We start from the raw sequence: 23,514 nt of genomic DNA, 5'->3' as shown, positions 1-23,514 counted from the left end.
CAAAAACTTGGCGTTCTTCGCGCCTTTGCGTTAAGAACCTTTGCGTCTCTGCCCCCTTTGCGGCTACGCATTGAATTGAATGGAGAGCATGCGATGAAATATCTTGACGAGTTTCGCGATCCTGAATTGGCTCGCCGCTTGTTCGAACAGATCCGGCGTATCACTACCCGGCATTGGGCGATTATGGAGGTCTGCGGCGGCCAGACCCATTCGATCATTCGGAACGGGATCGATCAGTTGCTACCACCCGAGATCGAGCTGATCCATGGCCCCGGCTGTCCAGTCTGCGTCACGCCGTTAGAGATTATCGACAAGGCGCTCGCCATTGCGGCCCAACCCGGCGTAATCTTCTGCTCGTTCGGCGATATGCTGCGCGTGCCCGGCAGCCGCAAAGACCTCTTCCGCATCAAAAGCGAAGGCGGCGATGTGCGGATTGTCTACTCGCCGCTCGATGCGGTCAAGCTGGCCCAGCAAAACCCCGACCGCCAAGTTATCTTTTTTGCCATCGGCTTCGAAACCACCGCACCCGCCAACGCAATGGCGGTCTATCAGGCAGCCAAGCTCGGTCTCAAGAACTTCTCGATGTTAGTCTCACACGTACTGGTACCACCGGCAATCAGTGCGATTATGGAATCGCCGACCAACCGCGTCCAAGGCTTTCTGGCCGCCGGTCATGTCTGCAGCGTCATGGGCACCGCAGAATATCGTCCGCTTGTCGAAAAATATCACGTCCCCATCGTGGTTACTGGCTTTGAGCCACTCGACGTACTCGAAGGGATTCGCCGCGTGATCCTCCAGCTCGAGCAGGGCCGCGCCGAACTAGACAACGCCTACGAACGCGCCGTTCGCCCGGAAGGCAACGTCGTCGCCAAACAAATGCTTGCCGATGTCTTCACCGTCACCGACCGCACATGGCGTGGAATTGGGCGTATCCCGCGCAGTGGTTGGCGACTCAGCGACCGCTACGCCGAATTCGATGCCGAATACCGATTCAATGTCCACGACATCCAAACAAGCGAGTCGCCGCTATGTCGGAGTGGTGAAGTACTGCAAGGATTGCTCAAACCAAATCAATGCCCGGCCTTCGGTAAAGAATGCACACCGCGCACGCCACTTGGCGCAACGATGGTATCAAGCGAGGGAGCATGCGCAGCGTATTATCAGTATGGCCGATTCGTGCCGACCAGCACGATTGGCGTAGCATCGTAACATCTTCAGATCTTTGCGCCCTTCGCGCCTTTGCGTTAGTACCTTCAGATCTCTGTGCCCTTCGCGCCTTTGCGTTAGTACGTTCAGATCTCTGCGCCCTTCGCGCCTTTGCGTTAGTACCTTCAGATCTCTGCGCCCTTCGCGCCTTTGCGTTAGTACGTTCAGATCTCTGCGCCCTTCGCGCCTTTGCGTTAGTACGTTAATAGGAATTACAAGCTATGTCGGTAGACTTCAACAACTGGATCTGTCCAACGCCACTCCGCGACTATCCGGCCATCGTGATGGGGCACGGTGCAGGTGGCAAACTATCTGCTGAACTGATCACTCACCTCTTCCTACCCGCGTTCGGCGGTCCCCATGGACCACTCGCCGATGCAGCCCTCATCGATGCCGGTGGTGCCCGCTTAGCCATCTCCACTGACAGCTTTGTCGTCCGACCACTCTTCTTCCCCGGCGGCAACATCGGCGAACTCGCCATCAACGGCACCATCAACGATATTGCTATGATGGGAGCGCAGCCGCTGGCGTTAACCGCCAGTTTCATCCTCGAAGAGGGCATGCCGCTCGATCAACTCGGCGTAATTGCCGAGAGCATGGGGCGCGCTGCCCAGCAGGCCGGCGTTACCCTCATCGCTGGCGACACCAAGGTGGTCGATCGCGGCCACGGCGACGGTGTCTACATTACCACCACCGGTTTTGGTCTTGTGCCGGCAGGGATCATGATCGGCCCAGAACATGCTCGCCCCGGTGACGCGATCATCGTTAGTGGACCGATTGGTCTCCACGGGATCGCAATTCTCAGTGTGCGCGAAGGTATCGAATTCGGCGCACCGATCACCTCTGATACTGCCGCCCTTCACGGTCTGGTTAGCACCATGCTTGCCAGTGGGGCACGTATCCACACGCTCCGTGACCCAACCCGTGGTGGAGTTGCCGCCGCACTCAACGAAATCGCCACGACCGCTCAGCTCGGCATCGAAATCGTCGAACGCGACATCCCCATCCCACCCACCGTTCAAGCCGCCTGTGAACTACTCGGTATGGACCCACTCCATATCGCCAACGAAGGTAAACTGATCGCCTTCGTCGAGCGTAACGACGTCGAGCGTTTATTGACAGCCATGCGAACCCACCCACTAGGGCGCGATGCTACACTAATCGGCTATGCCACCACCGAGCATCCCGGTGTGGTCGTCGCACGCACCAGAATCGGCGGTATGCGTGTGGTTGACACCCTGGTCGGTGAACAACTGCCACGTATCTGTTAAACGTAAAGAGGCTAAACGCAAAGGCGCGAAGGACACAAAGGTTTTTGTGGGGAAGCCAATCAGCGCGCTTGCCTCAACATTCATCCATATCTCTGCGCCCTTCGCGACCTTTGCATCTTTGCGTTTACCATCCTCTACGTTTTTGCCCTCGCTGCGCCTTTGTGTTAACCGTCTTTGCCCCCGCTGCACCTTTTTTTGCTATAATGCAGCAAGATGCTTCGCTTTTGCACCGTGAAAGGAGGTGAGCGCATGACCGATCCTAACCTTGATGATCTTAGGTCCCACCGTAACAGTTCCTATTCGTATCTCTGCTGCTCACCTCTGAGAGGTTAATAATCGTATGAGTGACGTAAAAACCGACAAAAATCACATCGAACGTTACGATCCCGCAGCCATCGAAGCGAAGTGGCAAGCGAAGTGGGCTACCGACCAGATCTACCGCACTCCACCGATCGAGCCGGCCAAACCGAAGTATTACGTGCTCGACTTTTACCCCTATCCCAGCGGCGATGGGCTAAGCGTAGGACACTGCCGCAACTATGTACCTACCGATGTCGTCGCCCGCTACTACCGCATGCGCGGCTACAACGTCCTCCATCCAATGGGATGGGACGCGTTCGGTTTGCCGACTGAAAACGCAGCAATTAAGACCAAAACCAATCCGGCCGTACTTACTCGCCGCTACAGCGCCAATTACAAGCGCCAGATGAACATGCTCGGCCTGAGCTACGACTGGGATCGCGAAATTACCTCGTCTGAACCCGATTATTACCGCTGGACGCAGTGGATCTTCTTGCGCCTGTACCAGTCGTGGTATGACCGCCGTGTTGACAAAGCCCGCCCGATTAGCGAACTGGAGGCTGAGCTGGCCGAGCACGGCACCAGCCGGCTTGACTTATCATTAACCGAGCCACAAGTTACTGCCGAAGAGTGGCGCAATGCTACGCCGCTCCAGCGCCAAGAGATTCTCCGCCGTTTCCGCCTCGCCTATCGTGGCGAAGCCGTCGTAAACTGGGACCCGGTTGACAAGACGGTACTGGCAAACGAAGAGGTGTTACCCGATGGTACTGCATGGCGAAGCGGTGCAAAGGTCGAACGCCGTGTCCTGAAACAGTGGTTCTTCCGCATTACAGCCTACGCCGACCGTCTCGACCGCGACTTGGACACGGTCGATTGGCCGTCTAAAATCGTTACCATGCAGCGCAACTGGATCGGGCGCTCGCGTGGTGCGGAAGTGATCTTCCACACCGAGAGCGGCGATCCGATTATCGTCTTCACCACTCGTCCCGATACGTTATGGGGCGCTACCTTCATGGTGCTCTCGCCGGAACACCCGCTGGTGGCAAAGGTAACAACTGAAGCGCAGCGCGCACAGGTTGAGGCATATGTCGAACAAGCGCGTCAACGCCCTACCACCACTGCCGTCGCCGAGGAGAAGGAAAAGACCGGCGTCTGGACGGGGGGCTACGCGATTAATCCCGTTAACGGCGCTCGCATTCCGATCTGGATCGCCGATTATGTCCTGATGGGCTATGGCACCGGTGCAATTATGGCTGTGCCCGCTCACGATGAGCGTGACTTCGCGTTTGCGCTGAAGTACAACCTGCCGATCATTCCGGTCATCACCCGCCCCGACAACGCAGCTCGCTCGTTGCTCCGCACCGAGACAATCGCTGCCGATACTGCCGATGTACTCCGTGCCGCCGGTTTTACCGTTACTGCTCAAGACGACGGCAACCTGTTGGTCGAACTGTCCGGTGATCGAGCGCACGAGTATGCGACTATCGTGCAACCACGCTTGGGTAACGGCTGGACAGAGGTGGTCGGCTCAGGTTGGCTGTTCATCTTCCCCGATGCGGTGATTGAGCTAGATTCAATCGCTGCTGACGAGCAGATTACGGCACGTCTCTGTGCTGCTACCGGTAACGCTACCCTCCCATCGGCGATGGCGTATCTGCACAATATCCCGGCATATCGCGACATCATCTATCACGACGAGCGGGGGATACCGATTCACTCTGGCCCGATCAACGGCATTTCTGCCGAGGAGGCCATCGAACGCACGATCACCTATCTCGAACAGCAGGGGATTGGTAAGGGACGGACGAATTATAAAATGCGCGACTGGCTGATCAGCCGCCAGCGCTATTGGGGTACGCCAATCCCGATTATCCACCGCGAGGATGGACTAGAGATTGCGCTCAGCGATGACGAATTGCCGCTGACACTGCCTAACGTCGAGAGTTACGAACCGACGGCAACCGGCGAGTCGCCACTGGCCCTGATCGACGATTGGGTGAATGTGACACTGCCTGATGGCAGCCGTGGCCGACGCGAGACCGATACGATGGGAACGTTTGCCTGCTCATCGTGGTACTTCTTGCGCTTCGCCGATAACCACAACGACAAAGCACTCGCCAGCCCAGAGGCTCTTGACTACTGGCTGCCGGTCGATATGTACGTCGGTGGAGCCGAACACGCCGTTATGCACCTACTCTACGCCCGCTTCTGGACGAAGGTGCTTTACGATCTGGGGGTCGTTAAGTTCTTTGAACCATTCACTTGCCTGCGCAATCAAGGCCTGATTCTGGCCCCGGCGCGTGAAGTTAACGGCCAGATCATTATCGAGAAGATGTCGAAGTCGAAAGGCAATGTCATCACACCCGACGAGGTAGTGGCCGAACATGGCGCCGATGCGTTACGCGGCTACGAGGCCTTTATCTCCGACTTCGAGCTATCAGTGCCTTGGAATACCGATGGCGTACCCGGCGTCAAGCGCTGGCTTGACCGCGTGTGGCGGATCGTGCTCTATCCCACTGCCGAGCGTGGTCAGAGCACCACTCCGATGAGCGAGCGTCAGTTGCGACGAGTAGCCCACCAGACCATTCAGCGCGTCGAACAGGACATCCTAAACTTTAAGTTCAATACGATGGTCGCCGCACTGATGGAGTTTACCAATACACTCTACCGTGCTCGCGATGCCGGCTTGGCCGGTACACCGGCATGGCAAGAAGCCATCGAGCTGCTCTTGTTGCTGATGGCGCCGATCACGCCCCACATCGCCGAAGAGTTGTGGGCACGACTCGGCAAGCCGTACAGCATCCATCAGCAGCGCTGGCCGGTCGCCGATCCCGCCATCGCTGCCGAAGAAGAGGTTGAAATCGTCATTCAAGTTAACGGCAAGGTGCGTGGAAAACTGACCGTACCGGTTGAGATTGACGAAGCACAGTTGCGTGAGTTAGCGTTGAACAACGAACGGGTACAGCAATTTATCAATGGCAAACAGATCCGAAACGTGATTGTGGTACCCGGACGGTTAGTGAACGTGGTAGTAGGGTAATACGTAATACGTCTGACGGCGGTACCGGGAATGGAGTAACGTCGCTGGAATAACCTTCCTATACGCATTAAACCTGCTCTGGGTGCGGCAACCTCTCTGCCGCATTCCAGAGTAAAAAATGCCCGGATTCATAGCTCGCGACAACCGCAATCTATGAGATACCCGCCACGACGTTCATGAATCTCGCTGATGATACCCATATCAACCGACCATGCGTATCCCGCCAATCCTAACCCATCGCCTTATTCGCGCTTATCTCGTGATTGCCCTCGGTGCAGTGCTCTTTGCCCTCCGTCGCGTCTACCTCCCGACCTTCTTTGAACTGCAAGGGGTCATGTTCGATATCGCAGTACCCTCAGCGCTCAATAGTTGCTATAACCGACCCGCTCTCAACACGTGTAGCGATGCGGTAATTGTGGTGCTCACCGTTTTTGGCGTTGTAGCCGCAGTTGGCTGGGGTAATCTCGCGATGACGGTCTTTGCCCTCATTCTGGCCATTCCTCCCCTCGCCCTCTACTTCGCTCTCAGTCCGATCTGGCCGCCACTGATCGCGCTCGCCTTCATTCCGATTGCGCTCGAACTCGGTTTGTGGTTCCTCTTCCCGCGCCAACCAAATCAATCGTCTGAAGATGAGACTTGAATGCGCCATCGCAATGTTCACTCACCTAGACCCACACCAACCCTTTTCGCGCGATGCTGCAGATGTGGCTACCACATGAGCACTTAGGATAATAGAGCGACCGGTTATATCGCATCATCATCGATAATCGTCAACATCTGCTCATCCTGATCGGCAACCAGCTCACCCCCACTGATGCCGGTGAGTCGAAACACGATGGTCTCATCCTTTTCAGCAATCCTGTCACCGATCACTTCAATCACAACCGTGCGCGTTGTACCGGCCGGTGCCCCGCCAGGGAACACAAGGTCGCTCTTTATACCGTCTGGCACCCGATAATCGCTATCCGGTGATGCGGGGTTAACCGGACCAGGTTCGACAACATACGTTACCGTCACCTCTTTGTCGGTCGCTTCACGTAATTCGACGACCACTGCGCAGATAGTAATCTCCGGTGGATGACCCTCTATCAGTGGCTCGATCACCTGTACAACCACCAAACTTGTTCGTGTTGATGTTGCGTTTACCGTCGGTTCCACGGTTGCCGTTGGCGTCGCCGTCGGTTCTACCGTTGTCGTTGGTGTCGCCGACAGTTGGACCGGCGCCGTCGGCGTGTCCATCGGTTCCACCCTCGCCGTAGCGTCGCCGGAGGTTGGATCGGCGCCGTCGGCGTGACCATCGGCTGGATGCTTGGCGTCACCGGCGGTTCAACCGGTACCGAAGTTTCGATTGTGGCGAGTGTAGCCGTCGATGTTAATTCCACACGTGGCGTTGCTGTAGGTTCGGAACGTGGCGTCGTCGTCGGTGTGGCCGTCGGTTCCACCGTCGCCGTCGGTGTGGCCGTCGGTTCCACCGTCGCCGTCGTGGTCATCGGCGTCACTGTTGGTTCCACCGTCGCCGTCGGTGTGGCCGTCGGTTCCACCGTCGCCGTCGTGGTCATCGGCGTCACTGTTGGTTCCACCGTCGCCGTCGGTGTGGCCGTCGGCGCGGTCATCGGCGTCACTGCTAGTTCCACCGTCGCCGTCGGTTGCGCGAGCGGCGTTACTAAAGGTACGTTCGCCATTGTTGGTTTAGTGCTAAGCTTTTCCGGCGACATTGGCGTCGGCACGTCGATCAGCGCTGGAGTTGGCGTGAACGTTGGGAACGGTATCGGTGTAGCACGAGAAGTCGCTGTCGTCGGCGTCGGTGAAGCAGATGGTTTGGTAGGAGAGGAGACTACCGTTGCCGTCGGTGATGGCTGTGGCACGGTTGGAGTGACAGTTGACTGTGGTGGGATGACTACTATCGATACTGGCGTTCCGCGACTAACTTGATCAACGGTGAAATTATAGGTACGATTCGCAATCTCGGTCGCAGCCAGATTAGGGAAATCAGCAGCTACTTGGGCAAAACTGAGATTGGTTAGGAATGGTTCGTATATGTTTGCGATCAGAGAAGAACGTACTACGAACATATCGGCATCATCTGCGCGTTCAGCCCGAGCCAGTGTAAACGGCTTATCAACCGGCGTAAGCAGCCAAAAGATTGTTTGGATGACGCATAACACCGGCAATAACGCTAATCCGATTGCCAGTCCTATCGTCTGGAATAAATAGGTATGTCTTTTGGTTACTGAGATGTTGTCTGACAACTGCACAGCTTTATTCCTCAACACGACGCAATCGAATAGTAAAGGTGCAACCTTGGCCGGGGGTACTCCTTACGTTGATCGATCCACCTTGTAACTCGAGCAAGTGACGGGCAATGGGTAATCCCAACTCACCACTACGTTGAGACGAGTTATCATGTCGCTGAAACTGAGTAAACAACAGACCAGCTACATCGGTTGGGATAGCGGGACCGGTGTCACTCATCGAAAGCCAAATATCATTACCCTCGACACCGGCGCTGATCAGTACGCGCCCCTGGGTCACATAGCGCCGTGCATTATCCAACACCTGATAGAGCGCATGCTGTAACAATTCACGATCGGCCATCACCATCGGTAAATCAAGTGGCAGCGCCAGCGTTATTTGCACACCGCGTTCGGTAAACACTGTTCGCAACGGGCTGATAGTTGTCTCTACGAGTTGCGCCAACTCAGTTGCTTGCAGATGCACTTTTATTTGACCAGCTTCAAGCTGAGCTAACAGAGCCATGTTGTTGACCAGATTAATGATGTCGAACAAACGTTGTTGTACATTCCCTAACGCGCGAAGCTGCTCGGCGTCAAACTGATGGCTTGTGCGCTGCAAGAGATTAAAGTAATCGCGCACGTCTGTCAACGAAAAACGTAACTCTTGCGCAATGGTAGCGATCACATCGGTCTTAGCGCGATCAAGCCGAACCGCATTTGTATTGTCGTGAAGGACCATCACCTCACCGACGACATCACCATTTGATTGTCGCATCGGTGTCTTTCTCACCGTCAGAAAACGTTTCCCCACTGCAATCACACGATCGGCACGACCAAATAGTTCAGAATGAGAAACCCTGATCTCAGGCGGTAAATCGCGCAATAACAGTTCACCATGTACCGGGACAATCGGTTGCAAGAGCCGTTCAGCGGCGGTATTCAGCAAGATAATCCGTCCATCTGCATCGGTTACGATCACCCCATCGTCTATCGCGGCAAGGATTGCCCGCTGCCGTTCAGACTCGTGCTGCGCCAATTCATACTCAATCGCATTTACCAATGTTACCGCTGTCATATCGGCAATTGCCTGTATATGTGGCAGCACCGCCGCCGATAACCCCTGCTCTGTGTGCGCAAATATCAACATTCCGACCATTTGCCGATCACGACGCAGTGGTACGGTCAATAGCCCAACAATACCATGCTCGGCGCAAACCGTCTCGATGGTAGCAGTTAACCGATCTTCTTGCGGTGGCAATGCCGTCCACCGGTAACGAGTCAGTGTCGCGCAAAAAGAAGCCACGCAAGCGCTACCGAAAACAGGTGGCAATGCCGTCCACCGGTAACGAGTCAGTGTCGCATAGGGCAACGGAGCAGCGGGTCGCAGCCGAAAATTCCAACCGGCCGGCCCTGGAAGCAACGCAATCGCTTCGATCCCAGGCACGAGATCGACAGCACTGGTAATGGCAATCTGCAAGACTACCTCAACCCGTCGTTCTTGGTTGAGCTGGCGACTCGTTTCATACAAATGCAACAGAATAGAGGTCATCTGGTTAACCGCCAGCGCCAGTCGCCCCAGTTCATTTTCGTCACGCACATTGCTACGCTGAGCAAAATCTCCTGCACTCACCGCATCGGCTACAGCAACCAACTCATCGATGGGGTGGGTGATTCGGCGTGCTACTCCATACCCAACCAACACCGACATTACGACCAATACCACTGTGATCCCTATCACCACGTTCCGACTACCGGCCCATACACTGAGTAGCACGTCGCGTGATAAGCCAACGGCAAAGTAACCGTACTGTAATCCCCGAATCAGGAACGGCGCATAAACAAGCTGATATTCTTGCTCATCCAACCTGACGGTGGTGAGGAGTGAACAGGATAACAACGTCATCGATTGTACGGCTGTCGCGGTCTCGCCACTGAGCAGCCCGATGTCAAGGCAATTACCTTGCTCGTTCATCGCTACAAGTGTCTCGATCTGAGCCGGTTTCAGCCGTAACGCCGGTTGCGTATTCGTCGGAGTCGTTGTTACCAGTACAGCACCATCATTAGCGAGGATCGCGATGACATCTGCCTGACTCCGTGCTTGCAGGGTCATAAGTATATGATCGAGGCGCTGGGCAATGAAAACGCCACCAAGTAACCGCGCAATCTCACCTTCCCCAGCACGAGTGTAGACAGGGGCAACGGTAAAAAAATGCACGACATCACTACCGTCAGGTCGGCGGAAGGCGATCAACCCACTGTATGGCGCACCAAGCACATCATTTGTCCCGCTCGGTGTCTGCTCGGCGCGCAACACCTCTTCGATCGGTAGCAAACCAGCTACATTTGTGCTGGCATACTGTACCGGTTCTCCACTAGTTGGCGAACTTTCCCAATCGAGTAACGTTGCGCCGGTCTCGTCGAAAATAATCAATCGATCAGGTGAGACTTTTTCATTGATCTGCCCCAACGTCCAGAGACCGCCTACTGCGACAGCTAATCCATCAGTATCGCGCAGGGTCATCGCCTCGATAACGGACGGCGTACCGGTATCTGCGTTGGCAGCGGTGTACACAATCTGACCGAGGTAGGCAATACTACTAATTTCACGCAATGCCAGCTCCTCGGCAAGCCGCCGTGCGATCTGACCAAGCTGATTGTTGAAACGTTCCTGCCAGCTACCTGCGACCAATGTAATAGCAATACCCGAACCGACCAGTAAGACCAAAACGATCAGCGCCAGATAGGGCAGAATGATCGTGTATTGAATACGTGAACGGAGGATGTGAATAACATGGCGCACAATGAACTCCGCCATCAGTATCATGCATGAAGATACATAGAGACATTCACCACTTTGGTCAATCGCCATCACGGGCTACCGGCAAGGCAAAGGCAAACGTACTACCGGCTCCTTCGCGGCTACGTAACCAGATTTGACCACGGTGTGCTTCAACCGCTAACTTGCAGAATGTCAGACCAAGACCGGTGCCACGTCCCTTCTGCTGCTGCACCTGACCAAATTTTTCGAATATCCGCGCGTGGTATTGAGGTGGAATACCGGGACCCTGATCGGCCACCCAGTATATCAGCCATCTCCCTGCCGGTAATGACGGTAACGTCATCGGCAGGTCTGGATGGACACCACCGAGTGTATCGGCGTCCAACTCGATCTGACGGGCGCCGATCGTTATGATCCCATTTTCGGGCGAGAACTTAATAGCGTTGTCGATCAGATTCTGCAAGACCCGAACGATCTTTTCGCGGTCAGCTTCAAACAGCGGCAATCCGACCGCCAGGTCCTGCGCCAATTGCACTTTTCGTTGTTGGGCATAGACTTGCAAGCGTTCAATAGCTTCATCAACCACAGCATACGGCGAGAGTGGTTCAAGGTTCAGGATCATTCGCCCTTGCTCCATCTTGCTGATGTCGAGCAGCGTGTTGATCATCTCGAGCATCGCCTGGCTCCCCTGATACGCGATGTTCAACATCTCTTGTTGCTGTGGCGAAATCGGCCCGCCCAAGCCACGCTGCACCATCATGATGCCGTTCATAATTGCCGTTAGCGGGGCGCGCAGATCATGAATGAGCATACCGGTGTAATCGTCGCGCAGCCGGGCGAGTTCGCGCTCCTTATCAATATTCTCGAACATGGCAAGACGGCCAATCTGCATACCGTGAGTATCGAGCACCGGCAAGATGGTATGGCGCAGGTAGCGAGTCGGTCCTTCGATCAGTTCGATCTCGAACACTCGATGTGGTTCCCCATCATTCAACCATGCCGGTTCTTCGACCACCTGGGCCCGCTCCATCAACTCGGCAATCAATTCATCGAGCCGCAACCCGATTAACGCTTCACGGGAACGGTGAAAGAGCCGTGCCGCAACAACATTACTCGCTACCACCACACCACGCATATCGGCCATTAAGATCCCACTATTGGTCGAATTGACAATGGCCTCAAAGCGATCGCGCACGGTACTCACCTGTTGAAACAGGAGAGCGTTCTCAATTGCGATACCAATAGTCGCTGCCATCCGGGTAAGGCGAATCGCCTCTTCTTCGGTAAAACGACCGGTTCGTTTATTGAGTAACTCAATTGCTCCAATCGTGCGGCCCTTGACCACAATTGGTACACAGAGGATTGAATGAACGTTATAGCCGATCCCCTCACTCACGTTCCGATAGAATCGCGGATCATACTCAGGATCATGCACAATCGCATATTGCTGTGTACGCACAACGTCACCGACAATCCCTACGCCCGGTGGTATTCGTTGGCCGATCAGTTTCTCTTGCCCACCTGCTAAGGTGATGACAAAGACCATCTCTCCGGTCTCTTCATCAAGCATCAGCAACGAACCGGCCTCCACCCGAAAGAACTGATTGATCTTTTCCATCACCAGATGGTAAATATCGCGCGGATCGAGCATCGAATTAACAGCGGCGGCAATATCGTTCAACGTCATCAATTCGGCGTTACGATATTCTGCTTCTTCAATGGTGCGAAACGCGGTAATCGCCGCTGCCAATTGACTGGCCATGAGGCGGATGCTCGATATTTCTTGATCATCAAAATGGCGTGGCTGCTCGATAGAAGCAACTACTAATGCTCCGATCACTCGGTCCTGTGCTACCAGCGGAATAATAAGGAGCGAGCGCACCTGCGCTTCGGTCAACATCGTCAATATCTGCAACAACATCGGCGAGCGGTATCGCTCGCGTGGCAACTCGGTAATATCGTGGATTTGATACGCCTGTCGTTGCTGCAAGGCGCGTTGCATGATCGGCAAATCGCTCATTGGGATGGGCGGGGGGAATGAGATACGAGGGGGAAAGGTGCTTACCAATGAGATCGATTCGCCTCTGGCATCGAGCAACAACACACCACAGAGCGCAACGCCTAACCCCTGCACAAATTCGTTCAGTGCCAGCAATAACAGTTCATCGAGGGTAGCTGCCGTCTCGATTGCAGTGGAAATGCGTAGTAGCCCTTGTGTGTTCGGCTCAGATTGTTTTGAAGAGGACACTGGATCACTCATAGTAGTCACGACGAACTTACCAACCGATACACTGGTGCTGAATCATCTCCGTTGGATAAGCTAACCGGTGCCAATGGATCAAGTGTAAACTGATGAACATTGGTCATCTTGAGTACCGAATCACCAACTATAATCTCATCATTCCGTGCTAGTTGGTACAATCGGCGTACCTCGCACATCGCGGTTCCCGTCCACACCAGCGTAGCGATTTGCTCATCTTCAATGACCCCCACGGCCAGCTGGCCGGTAGTCACACCGCCGGCAATTGTGACATCGACACCCAATTCCTGCTGCCACCGAAGACGCAGGCGGGGCACTGCCGCCTGAATTTGTTGCGCTGCCTGCAAAGCACGTGTGGCGTCATCGAAGCGTGGTTGTGGAAAGCCAAACGCTGCACAGAAGCTGCGCTCATCAAGAATAATGTAGGCGCCCTGCAACTGATGCACGATTGCCCGACACTCACTGTGGAATGGACCGGTAATACGCTCAATCAGTTGATGTACGGTCATATCGGTAAGACGCTCAATCCCACGGAGACAACCATACACCAACGTGGCCGTCATAACCTGCGGCTGTAGGGCTTGCATCAAACGAGATCGATTGCCCATCAACTCGCGAATAGTTTCGGGCGCGAGGTATGCACTGAGCAACCGACGTGCCCGTACTACTTCAGCCGGTTCGACAATTCCCTCGTAGCGGTGGTGTACCATCACCGATACAGCATACGCTGCTAATGCCGCGACCAGTGCTAAAGAACGCCGGCTGTAACGATACGGCATTGGGTCGGCCAACGTTAGTACGCCCAATGGACGATCCCCATGGAATAGTGGCATCGCCAGTGCAGAACGCATCAACTCCAATCCCGGCGTCGGGATCCAGCGCGTATCGCGTTCGATGTCGTCGATGATGACCCCCCGCTGAGTCCGTAATACCCAACCGGCTAACCCGTGCTTAAGGATTGGGGCAGCAGCTACATTGAGTGGTAGAATATTACCCTCATTTAAGGTAATCCTCGCCCGTATTACGTTGGCTTCAGGATCGATGAGCAGAAAGGTACCGTGACTCGACTCTGTCACTTCAGCCGCAATCTGTAACAACTCCGTTAATGCACGTTCAAGACTAGGCTGTTCGATAACGCTCGTGATCACCCGATCGAAGGCATCTAAGCGGCGTTGTTCCCGCGTACACCACTGCCGATATGTCGCCGCCTGAAGTTGGATGGCCAGGAGGTTTACTGCCTGTGTCACGAACTGCTCCTGTTCGTCATTCAGACGCACATCCGTACCGGTGATCATGAGACACAAAACCCCAAGTGGCGCCTGTTGTATCCACAACGGCCAGCTCACAACCGTTAACGATTGCGGAGAAGTTGTCGCCAGTAAGCTGCGCATCTGCACACTCGAAAAACGTGCTACACGGCGCTCACGCAATGCCCGACCGAGCGCACTCCCATCCTTATCAAAGGTGACCGTTCGGTTTACACTGGCGATCCCCCAACCGGACGTAGGGATCAACACCCCTCGCTCGGCATCGTGTAAGAGCAAAATCGCTCCCTGCACTGCCAAATGTTCAGATAGATACTCGGCTACGACGGTAATCATTGTATCGCGGTCGGTCAGTTCACCAAGGCGCTGTGCCAGCATCGCCAACGTTGATGAGTGCGGGACCGCAGCAATTGCATCGGAGACCGTTTGTCGTAGCGAGACTAGCGGATCGTTATCGGTTAACGGTGGCAAATCAGCCTGTAACACTGTGGTCGCATGACGACGCATTTCGCTCAGCGCATAGCGCAAACTCATCCATGCTGCCGCCGCCAAAGCTATTCCGATCACACCGCCAAAAAGTAAAGCGACGAGCAAGGTTATGGTCGGCGTTTCGGGGAATTGGCGATTGACGATGGTAATCAGAGCGTACAGCAATAAACCGAGCGAAATACCGCCAGGTATGGTTAGGGCAAGGATACGACGAATATTACTACGTGGTAGATACACAGCGACTCCGCGACGGTAATAGTCTTTTTCTGTTACTCTATGAACGATCGAGTGTCCGCAGAGTTGCATCTATTTTACCAAAAAAGATGACCGGTACACGATACGTGACCGGCCATACCCTGGAGCGGGAGACGGGATTCGAACCCGCGACCTACACCTTGGCAAGGTGTCGCTCTACCAACTGAGCCACTCCCGCACACCACGCCAGCATTATACACAACTCACCCGATTTGTCGAGTCGCCGTTAGTGTCTTACACTACTCCATAGCAATAGTGTTCGTATCCTCATCTAGTATCATATCCGTAGGTCAGATCGTAATGTCATGGTTAAACCGCCTATGACTATGCTGCTTATCCTTGATTTTTCAGGGACGCTGAGCGTCGCTGCGGTACAGTTTGGAACACCGGAATACCTCGGCCGCGCATTACAGGAATCCGGTTTGGCAGCGCTTGGGGTTGACGAGACAGTCTATTGGCGTGAGATAGTCAAACCAACGTGGGAAGAAGGAAGTACCAGCACTGCTGGGTTAGCCAACTTGATCGCCCGCCGGGTATGTGCGATCGGCGGTGCTTCAGAACCAGCCTATCAAGCTGCACAACGCTTTACCCAGATGTATATGGCTGCTTCGGCGATCGATCCGGCATGGCAGCCACTGTTCGATACTGTGCGCTCTATCCCTACCGTCATCCCGTTGATCGCAACCGATCATTACGCAGAAGCTACCCTCCAGATCACTACCCAGCTCACCACGCTGGGATGGCAAGCCGCGTCGCTTCGCGTGCAACGTGGTCATTGCCGGGCTATCGCCCAATACAAAGCTACCCGACCGTATGCCATCGTACCGGGAACATTGTTCAATCACCGCCGTACCGCGTTGATCGCCAACTCTGCCGATCTTGGCGTGATCAAAGCTACACCACGATTCTGGCAATGGGTGCGTATAGCTCTAGGCGTGCAGCCACTGCGAATTGTACTGGTTGATGATTTTGGGGCAAGCGAGAATCTGGACGACTTTTACGCCAATCCAGAGCGGGTGACACATCGCCGCCAGCAAACCGTTGCCGCTCTCCAACGAGTCTTTGCCGCATCGATACAGACAGTGCAGTTCGTTCTCGACCATCCGCTTGACCGCACAGTTACCGAAGTGACCGAATTGATACGGCGGTACCAGTAGCCTCGCTCGCACTAAACAACACAAAACGGGGACGAGCGCGAGCCTCGTCCCCGTACCATTGCCGATCAGTCCGAACTAGAAGTCCATCCCAGCACCGGCGCCGGCACCGGCGCCGACAGCCGGTTTCTCTTCGGGAATGTCGGTAATCAGCGCCTCGGTGGTCAGGATCATCCCGGCAATCGAAACTGCGTTCTGCACCGCACTGCGCGTCACTTTCACCGGGTCAATGATACCCTGCTCGATCATGCTGCCATACTGGCCGGTCAGCACGTTGTAGCCGATGGTTTTATCGCCCTTCTCCTCCTGCAAGCGACGGACATTGGCGATAATCACCGAGCCGTCCTCGCCGGCGTTGCGGGCAAGGATGCGCAACGGCTCTTCAAGCGCACGGCGCAGGATTTGGAGACCAACCTTCTCGTCCTCGTGAGCAACCTGCACCTTGTCAAGCGCCGGGATAGCGTTGATCAACGCCACACCACCACCGGGCACGATACCCTCTTCGACCGCTGCCCGCGTTGCGCTCAGCGCGTCCTCGACACGGTGCTTCTTCTCCTTCAACTCAGGCTCGGTCGCTGCACCGACCTTGATCACGGCCACACCACCGGCCAGCTTCGCCAGTCGCTCTTGCAGCTTCTCACGGTCAAAGTCGCTGGTCGTAGTTGCAATTTGGGCACGGATCTGCTCAATGCGCGCACGGATCGCAGCTTCGTCACCACGGCCCTCAATAATGGTGGTGTCGTCCTTGGTCGCAATGACCTTGCGCGCGCGGCCTAGGTCTTCAATCGTCGCGCTATCGAGCTTGCGACCGATCTCCTCGCTGATCACGGTACCACCGGTGAGAATGGCGATGTCTTGCAGCATTGCCTTGCGGCGATCACCAAAGCCCGGAGCCTTGACTGCCAGCGCGTTGATCGTGCCGCGCAGCTTGTTGACGACCAATGTCGCCAACGCCTCGCCGTCTACATCCTCGGCGATGATGACAAAGTTCTTCGTGACCTGCAATACCTTCTCAAGGATCGGCAGGATCTCTTGGATGCTGCTGATCTTCTTGTCGGTGATCAGGATGTAGGGATCGTCAAGCTCTGCTTCCTGCCGCTCGACATTGGTCACCATGTAGCCCGAGATGTAGCCACGGTCGAACTGCATGCCTTCGGTGTACTCTTTCTCGAAGGTCACGCCCTTCGACTCTTCGACGGTGATGACGCCATCCTTGCCGACCTTCTCCATCACCTCGGCGATCAGCTCACCGATCTCACTGTCGGCCGCCGAGTTGGTCGCTACGTGCGCAATGTCAGCACGGTCACGTACCGGCACGGCGCTCGCCTTAATGGCGGCCACCAGCGCCTCGGCACCCCGATCAAGGCCGCGCTTGATCAGCATCGCATTCGCACCGGCTGCGACAACCTTTAGACCCTCGGTAACAATCGCCTGAGCCAATACGGTGGCAGTGGTAGTACCGTCACCGGCAACATCGTTGGTCTTGGTGGCTGCTTCCTTGAGAAGCTGCGCGCCCATGTTCTCGAAGGGATCTTTCAGGTCGATCTCCTTCGCAACCGTTACACCGTCGTGCGTTACCGTCGGCGAACCGAATTTCTTGTCGATCGCCACATTGCGGCCACGCGGGCCAAGGGTCGTCTTGACCGCATCGGCGACGAGGTCAACACCACGCTTAAGCGCGCGGCGAGCTTCTTCGTTGAAAGAGAGCTGCTTTGGCATAAGATCTATTATCCTCCACTGATTTCAATCGGTTGTCAGCCTGAGAATAGCGTGACGGGCGGTTACTCCTGAACAATGCCCAGAATGTCCTTCTCCGACAAGATCAGGTACTCGACATCGTCGAGCTTGAACTCGGTACCGCTGTACTTGGCAAAGATCACGCGGTCCCCGACCTTGACGCTCATTGGGATCAGCTTGCCATCGTCATCGCGGCGCCCCTCACCAACAGCCAATACCGTACCTTCCATCGGGCGCTCTTTGCTGGCCGTGTCAGGCAGGAAAATACCGGTTTTGGTCTTCTCTTCACGCTCAACCGGCTTGACCACCACGCGGTCGCCAAGAGGTCGGATGCGGAAATCCGCCATAGTTGTTATCCTCCGTTCGCTATACAATCCAACGGTTTGCAAAGTTACCAATGATTAGCACTGTCAACTCAAGAGTGCTAATCCGTTGGTAATAGTACACAAGATTAGGCTGTTTGTCAAGTAAATTTTAGCACTCGTCGAAACTGAGTGCTAAGGCATGGGGTTCGACCACCAGTTACACAACGGTTCGCGTCACCCACTACCTTCTGCAACTGCCAACGCTACACTACCCACCCCCAACAACCCAACCAGACACCACAGCATGCCTTCGTAGCCACTACTACCGATAAGCACCCCTGCCCCAACCGGGGCAACAGTACGGGCAACGGTTATGAGGGCGTTTTGCCAGCCGCTGATCACACCATAGTTGGTCACCCCGTACTGCTCGGCAAGCAATGCCGCTCGCATGATCGTTTGGGTGCCGGCGCCGGCGCTGAAGAGGGCTATGTACAACAAGGCTGCGCCTGGCTGATGAGAGATGAGCAGGATGATCAGCCCTCCAATCTGCATGAGAAAGAGTCCAAGGGTAACCAACCGACGTGATCGGCGCTCTCCGATGGGTGCGATTAGCAGCCGGCCGGTGAGCGACATGAGGCCGTGCAAGCCTGCAATCGTCGATGCCACGTCCAAACTCATTCCGCGCACGAGCAACAACGGAATGAGATGAACCGTCATCGCAACGGTGACAAAACCACTGAGAGCAAATGCTACGCTGAGCAACCAGAATCGTCGTTCCCGTAGCACATCGCGCGGACGGAGCGATGGTTCGGCGACGATGGCCTGGACTTGTGCACTCTGATCACCATCTGGGGCTAAACCGAGATCGACCGGCGAACGACGTATCAACAGCGCGTGTGGCAGAATGGTGAGCGCCAAAATGGCCGCCAGTACCCACAATGCGGACCGCCACCCCATCTGCTCCACTAACCGGCCGGCCAGCGGGATGAAGAACACACTGGCCCACGCTCCGAAAAAGGTTAAGACTTGCAGAGCTTTTCCCCGTTTGCGACGAAACCATGTCACCACAATCGCAAACGCCGGTTCGTAGAGCACGGTTGCACTCACCACGCCTATCCCGGCCATAACCAGATAGAGCTGGAGCGGATTCGTCACGTGTGACCACAAAAGCAGCAAACCACTTCCGCCGAGCGACCCCATTGTCATCAGACTACGTGCGCCGTAGCGGTCGAGCCACCAACCGACTATCGGTGCAGCGATGCCATTGGCGAGCAGCGCGACGGTAAATCCGGTGGCAATCGTCAGCGATTCAACCCCGAAGTCTCGTGCCATCGGCAAGATGAAGACACTGTAAGCGTAGTACAGAATGCCCCACGAGATCACCTCTGTGATCGACACCGCTACCAGCATTATCCAGCCGTAATAGATGCGCCTATAAAACCGGCTTTTCAGCAACATGAGCTAGTTGTCACGTTCAGTGGGATCGTCGTCGAAAATAAGGCCGGAATGGTTGAACAGCATCCCGTCTCGGTTCCGGTCGGGCCGCTACAGACCCCGGTTGCAGGCAATTCCAGCTCAACTCGACGGGCCGCTTCCCAATCCCCACAAAGTGCTGCCGTTACCGAACGTGCCTGTTCGTAGCCGGTGAGGAGAAGAAACGTGGGAGCACGACCATAGCTCTTCATCCCGATCATGTAGAAGTCGGGTTCGGGATGGCTCAATTCATCAACACCGTGTGGCCGGACCGTCCCACAACTGTGCAGATTCGGATCGATCAGCGGTGCTAGGACCGTCGGTGCTTCGACCACCGGATCGAGCGCTAGACGCAGCTCGCGCAACGGTGCGAGATCGGGACGAAAACCAGTACACACGACAATTTCATCAACGGGAGGTAGCGTTCGGGTGCCGTCGGAGATAACTAATCCGGTATCAGTCATCGCTACTTGCGCGGTCTGCCAGCCGGTTACTACCTTAACCCGCCCTGAATCAACCAGAGTGCGTACCTGCATCCCGAGTAAACCACGAGTAGCTAAAGCATCGGCCACGCCACCCCCGAAGATGCGTTCAAACTGAGCTGCTTCCCGACGTATTACCCACCATACCTCGGTCCGCGGCGCAACTTCACCTAAGCGGAACAGATCGAGCAGCGTGTTAAAGGCTGAGTGTCCGCTGCCGGCCACAAGTACTCGTCGGTTGGCGTAACGCTCCCGATCACGACCTAAGACGTTAGGAATGCCGTAGAACATATGAGCTGCAGCATTGCGTTCACCAAGCGCTGGTACACCACCGGCACCGAGCGGGTTGGGTGAACGGTATGTCCCTGAAGCATCGATGACGGCACGTGCCAATAGTGATGTCTCCTCTCCCGTATCATCAACCAGCGTCAGTTGAAACGGTATCCCCTTCCGATCAAGCCCACGTTGACGGTCATGACCAAGCCGATTCACGGCTACCACTTTGCGACGGTAGTGGATGTGCGGTGCCAACGCCGGTAAGGACGCTAGTGGCAGAAGATACCGCTCGACCAACTCAGCACCGGTCGGAAATTCATCATCCGCCGGTGCTTGCCAGCCGGCAGCCTGTAACAAGCGGTAGGCCGCCTGATCGAAGCAATACCGCCACGGGGTAAACATTTGGACATGACCCCAACGCAATACGGAAGCTCCGGCTTGTTCACCCACTTCGATAACCACAAACGATTCGCCACGTTCAGCAAGATGGGCCGCAGCCGCTAACCCAACCGGACCGGCACCGATGATGGCAATTGGGAGTGACATCGTTCTCACCTTCCTTCCATGTTATGTTGACGCGGTACGTTACTATGACACGTTCCAGGATGTCTTATCGATATATTGATATACATCAATAAAATACCGAACTAAAAAGCTGCTGTTCGTTGTTCGTCAGCAGCTACCCGTCTAGATTGGCAAAAAACTGATCGATCAGCGCCTTCACTGTTGCCAACACTTCACGGCGTACTGCATAGTATACCCACTGACCACGTCGCACCCGCTCGATCAGGCCACCGTTGCGCAACAAACGGAGGTGATGCGATACGGTCGGCTGCTTCACCGGTAAGGATGCTTCGAGATCACATACACACACGTGCCCGCCATGACGAGCTAGCAGCGCTAACAAACGTAGCCGGATTGGATGCGCTAGTAATGCTAGAGTGTCGGCGAGTTGTATTGCCTCGGCATCGGTTAACGGAATGTCGGTGATCGGTGTGCAGCAACGCGATTCGTCACTCGTGATAGTGTTCGGTATAGGGGAAGTCTTCACTACCACTCCTTACTTCTGATCGTCAGAGGTATGATAGACGACATATTGACAATTGTCAATATGCATCTTTTGTCCCCCCTAATGAACACCAGAAACGACCGTGTTGATCCCTTCTGCCCTACGAAAAACCTTTGTGTCGAATGACGCTCACGACTTCTTCGGGATGTGATTCTGATCACCGATGATCACACGCTCGTTTACCCAACCACTGATCACGACTGAACGGTTGTCGCGGCGATGTTGGTAGTTCCGGCTCCTCGCGCTTCTTTCACGTCGGTCCACAAACGAGCCACATCGGCGAGGAGCTTGCGTAATTGCAAGCGGAGTGCGGCCTGTGCGTCAGGGTCATCAACTTGTTCGCCATCTCCTGTACTGTCTCCTGAGTTGCCGGTCTACCGTCCATCTTCAACCATATCCGCGCCCAGAGCGCTTTGATCTTCTCACCGACTGCACCAGCCAAGTGTTTACCCGCTTCCCCGGCATCCTGTCCACCGGCCTTGACAAGATACAAGAGCAGCGATGCTAAAACCGGTACTATTTGTTGGATAGAGTTTGAGGATCCATCGTTACCCTACGTCTCGTTGGTTTGATACTGACCCGTCGCATATGTTCCGCTATAATTCTAACATACCTGTCACACAAATGTTCGCTTACCAAAGGTACACGAATGATGACATTATGTCACCAAGATACTTTATGTAAAAACTTTCTCGTATTCTTTAACATATTCGAATTGGTGTATTTCACGTAGATTTAACATTCACTTAACCAACGACTCGCTGTCAGAAGCGTATAATAGAAAGCGGTCGAGGAAACATTTCTGTTCCTGTCACAATCTTCAACGATGGTATAATGATCACTCGACACATTATCTCGCTGAGCCTCATAGCGCTGTTGCTGACCGCGTGCGTGGGTAGTTCTCCTACCGAACCCTCGTCTACACCGGTGCCCTTACCGGCTACGTCGCCGCCTTCGCCAACGGCGGCTCTTTTATTGCCTGAAGTCGATTTCTCATCATTAAGCGGTGAAATCAAGATCGATGGCTCAAGTACGGTCTTTCCAATCACTGAACGGGTTGCACTTGCATTTAACGAACTTTCACCCCAAGTAACAATTCGGCTTGGTGTCAGTGGAACCGGGGGTGGTTTCTCGCGCTTCTGCGCCGGCGAGACGGATATTTCCAACGCCTCACGTCCGATCAAACAGAGCGAGATGGAAACCTGTACTGCCAACGGTATCACCTTTGTCGAGTTGCCGGTTGCTTTCGATGGTCTTTCTGTGGTTGTTCATCCGCAAAACGATTGGGCGCAATGCCTCACAGTGGCTGAGTTGAAACGAATGTGGTCGCCTGAGGCGGAGACGGTGATTACACGGTGGAATCAGATACGCGCCGATTGGCCTGATGCACCATTGCATCTGTACGGCGCCGGTATCGATTCGGGAACCTACGATTACTTCACGTCAGCTACTGTCGGCCAAGAGGGTGTCAGTCGTCGCGACTATATAGCCAGCGAAGACGATTACCTTCTCGCCCAAGATGTTGCTGGCGACCGATTTGGATTGGGCTTTTTCGGTTACGCCTATTATGCCGAATATGCCGACCAGTTGCGTGCAGTAGCGATAGACAACGGAAACGGTTGCGTCGCTCCATCGATTGAGACCATTAGTAACGGTCAATATCAACCGCTGGCCCGTCCGATCTTTATTTATGTTCGGGCCGATCGGTTAGCACAGGCGGAAGTACGTACATTTGTCGACCTGTATTTGCAAAATGGTTCGTTGTTTGCTACTCAGGCGTTATACGTTCCCTTACCAAGCACTGCCTACGAATTAGCACTACGCCGCGTCGAACGACGACGGACCGGCTCCATCTTTTCTGGTGGCTCTCAAGTAGGGCTTTCAATTGAACAATTGTTGCAACTTGAGGATCGTTAGCC

Annotated in this window: 16 protein-coding genes and 1 tRNA gene; 6 read left to right on the top strand and 11 right to left on the bottom strand. The window is 54.9% G+C overall.

From position 1 onward, the window contains the following. The first annotated feature begins 93 nt into the window (after window positions 1–93). The 4 genes from hypD to ACP5OT_RS13610 all read left to right on the top strand — a co-directional run bounded on the left by hypD (window position 94) and on the right by ACP5OT_RS13610 (window position 6,457). The gene (gene hypD / locus ACP5OT_RS13625) at window positions 94–1,209 is read left to right on the top strand and encodes a hydrogenase formation protein HypD (protein WP_424675860.1); all 1,116 of its coding nucleotides are present in this window, start codon (window positions 94–96) and stop codon (window positions 1,207–1,209) included. Between the two features lie 218 nt (window positions 1,210–1,427). Then, window positions 1,428–2,477 carry a hydrogenase expression/formation protein HypE gene (hypE, locus tag ACP5OT_RS13620; RefSeq protein ID WP_424676090.1) on the top strand — a complete coding sequence of 350 codons (1,050 nt, stop codon included), beginning with the start codon at window positions 1,428–1,430 and terminating at the stop codon, window positions 2,475–2,477. Between the two features lie 340 nt (window positions 2,478–2,817). Beyond that, window positions 2,818–5,817 (top strand): leucine--tRNA ligase, encoded by a 3,000-nt coding sequence (locus ACP5OT_RS13615; protein WP_428132425.1) that lies wholly within the window; start codon window positions 2,818–2,820, stop codon window positions 5,815–5,817. A gap of 211 nt (window positions 5,818–6,028) precedes the next feature. Continuing rightward, window positions 6,029–6,457 carry a hypothetical protein gene (locus ACP5OT_RS13610; protein ID WP_428132423.1) on the top strand — a complete coding sequence of 143 codons (429 nt, stop codon included), beginning with the start codon at window positions 6,029–6,031 and terminating at the stop codon, window positions 6,455–6,457. A 104-nt stretch (window positions 6,458–6,561) separates the two neighbouring features. Here the strand turns inward: ACP5OT_RS13610 and ACP5OT_RS13605 are convergent, their stop codons facing one another. The 6 genes from ACP5OT_RS13605 to ACP5OT_RS13580 form a co-directional block, all read right to left on the bottom strand. Further along, a complete protein-coding gene (locus tag ACP5OT_RS13605) occupies window positions 6,562–7,056 on the bottom strand; it encodes a hypothetical protein (RefSeq protein ID WP_428132420.1) in 495 nt (164 codons plus the stop codon). Further along, window positions 7,002–8,072 (bottom strand): hypothetical protein, encoded by a 1,071-nt coding sequence (locus ACP5OT_RS13600; protein ID WP_428132418.1) that lies wholly within the window; start codon window positions 8,070–8,072, stop codon window positions 7,002–7,004. Before ACP5OT_RS13600 ends, ACP5OT_RS13605 begins: the two co-directional genes overlap by 55 nt. Before the next feature lie 4 nt (window positions 8,073–8,076). Further along, window positions 8,077–10,851: an ATP-binding protein gene (locus ACP5OT_RS13595; protein WP_428132416.1), complete on the bottom strand. Its 2,775-nt coding sequence runs from the start codon at window positions 10,849–10,851 to the stop codon at window positions 8,077–8,079. A gap of 58 nt (window positions 10,852–10,909) precedes the next feature. Then, the gene (locus ACP5OT_RS13590; RefSeq protein WP_424676084.1) at window positions 10,910–13,090 is read right to left on the bottom strand and encodes a GAF domain-containing protein; all 2,181 of its coding nucleotides are present in this window, start codon (window positions 13,088–13,090) and stop codon (window positions 10,910–10,912) included. A 5-nt stretch (window positions 13,091–13,095) separates the two neighbouring features. Then, the gene (locus tag ACP5OT_RS13585; protein WP_428132413.1) at window positions 13,096–15,081 is read right to left on the bottom strand and encodes a GAF domain-containing protein; all 1,986 of its coding nucleotides are present in this window, start codon (window positions 15,079–15,081) and stop codon (window positions 13,096–13,098) included. A 120-nt stretch (window positions 15,082–15,201) separates the two neighbouring features. Then, a tRNA-Gly gene (locus tag ACP5OT_RS13580) sits at window positions 15,202–15,277 on the bottom strand. Window positions 15,278–15,419: 142 nt separating this feature from the next. On the opposite strand from ACP5OT_RS13580, the gene ACP5OT_RS13575 reads away from it, so the two are divergent. Continuing rightward, window positions 15,420–16,256 (top strand): hypothetical protein, encoded by an 837-nt coding sequence (locus ACP5OT_RS13575; RefSeq protein ID WP_428112910.1) that lies wholly within the window; start codon window positions 15,420–15,422, stop codon window positions 16,254–16,256. A 75-nt stretch (window positions 16,257–16,331) separates the two neighbouring features. Here ACP5OT_RS13575 and groL read toward each other — a convergent pair whose 3' ends face one another. The 5 genes from groL to ACP5OT_RS13550 form a co-directional block, all read right to left on the bottom strand. Next, window positions 16,332–17,972 carry a chaperonin GroEL gene (gene groL, locus ACP5OT_RS13570; RefSeq protein ID WP_424676081.1) on the bottom strand — a complete coding sequence of 547 codons (1,641 nt, stop codon included), beginning with the start codon at window positions 17,970–17,972 and terminating at the stop codon, window positions 16,332–16,334. 62 nt (window positions 17,973–18,034) lie between these two features. Then, window positions 18,035–18,337, bottom strand: a complete 303-nt coding sequence (gene groES, locus ACP5OT_RS13565; protein ID WP_287906616.1) for a co-chaperone GroES — start codon at window positions 18,335–18,337, stop codon at window positions 18,035–18,037. A gap of 192 nt (window positions 18,338–18,529) precedes the next feature. Beyond that, entirely contained in the window at window positions 18,530–19,693 is a 1,164-nt protein-coding gene (locus tag ACP5OT_RS13560) for an MFS transporter (RefSeq protein WP_428132411.1), read from the bottom strand. Window positions 19,694–19,743: 50 nt separating this feature from the next. Beyond that, window positions 19,744–21,072, bottom strand: coding sequence for an FAD-dependent oxidoreductase (locus ACP5OT_RS13555; protein WP_428132409.1), 1,329 nt, complete (start codon window positions 21,070–21,072; stop codon window positions 19,744–19,746). A gap of 133 nt (window positions 21,073–21,205) precedes the next feature. Further along, window positions 21,206–21,577: an ArsR/SmtB family transcription factor gene (locus tag ACP5OT_RS13550; RefSeq protein WP_424676078.1), complete on the bottom strand. Its 372-nt coding sequence runs from the start codon at window positions 21,575–21,577 to the stop codon at window positions 21,206–21,208. A gap of 852 nt (window positions 21,578–22,429) precedes the next feature. Between ACP5OT_RS13550 and ACP5OT_RS13545 the strand changes: the two genes are divergently transcribed. Then, window positions 22,430–23,512, top strand: coding sequence for a PstS family phosphate ABC transporter substrate-binding protein (locus ACP5OT_RS13545; RefSeq protein WP_424676077.1), 1,083 nt, complete (start codon window positions 22,430–22,432; stop codon window positions 23,510–23,512). Window positions 23,513–23,514: the final 2 nt, after the last annotated feature.

This window comes from Chloroflexus sp., assembly GCF_049970315.1.
Lineage (GTDB): Bacteria > Chloroflexota > Chloroflexia > Chloroflexales > Chloroflexaceae > Chloroflexus.
This window is presented reverse-complemented; position numbering and strand designations above follow the sequence as displayed.

Excerpts from the sequence above, each read along its gene's own strand:
- hypD (WP_424675860.1), top strand. The coding sequence starts at position 94 with ATGAAATATCTTGACGAGTTTCGCGATCCTGAATTGGCTCGCCGCTTG.
- hypE (WP_424676090.1), top strand. The coding sequence starts at position 1,428 with ATGTCGGTAGACTTCAACAACTGGATCTGTCCAACGCCACTCCGCGAC.
- ACP5OT_RS13615 (WP_428132425.1), top strand. The coding sequence starts at position 2,818 with ATGAGTGACGTAAAAACCGACAAAAATCACATCGAACGTTACGATCCC.
- ACP5OT_RS13610 (WP_428132423.1), top strand. The coding sequence starts at position 6,029 with ATGCGTATCCCGCCAATCCTAACCCATCGCCTTATTCGCGCTTATCTC.
- ACP5OT_RS13605 (WP_428132420.1), bottom strand. The coding sequence starts at position 7,056 with ATGGACACGCCGACGGCGCCGGTCCAACTGTCGGCGACACCAACGACA.
- ACP5OT_RS13590 (WP_424676084.1), bottom strand. The coding sequence starts at position 13,090 with ATGAGTGATCCAGTGTCCTCTTCAAAACAATCTGAGCCGAACACACAA.
- ACP5OT_RS13575 (WP_428112910.1), top strand. The coding sequence starts at position 15,420 with ATGACTATGCTGCTTATCCTTGATTTTTCAGGGACGCTGAGCGTCGCT.
- groL (WP_424676081.1), bottom strand. The coding sequence starts at position 17,972 with ATGCCAAAGCAGCTCTCTTTCAACGAAGAAGCTCGCCGCGCGCTTAAG.
- groES (WP_287906616.1), bottom strand. The coding sequence starts at position 18,337 with ATGGCGGATTTCCGCATCCGACCTCTTGGCGACCGCGTGGTGGTCAAG.
- ACP5OT_RS13555 (WP_428132409.1), bottom strand. The coding sequence starts at position 21,072 with ATGTCACTCCCAATTGCCATCATCGGTGCCGGTCCGGTTGGGTTAGCG.
- ACP5OT_RS13545 (WP_424676077.1), top strand. The coding sequence starts at position 22,430 with ATGATCACTCGACACATTATCTCGCTGAGCCTCATAGCGCTGTTGCTG.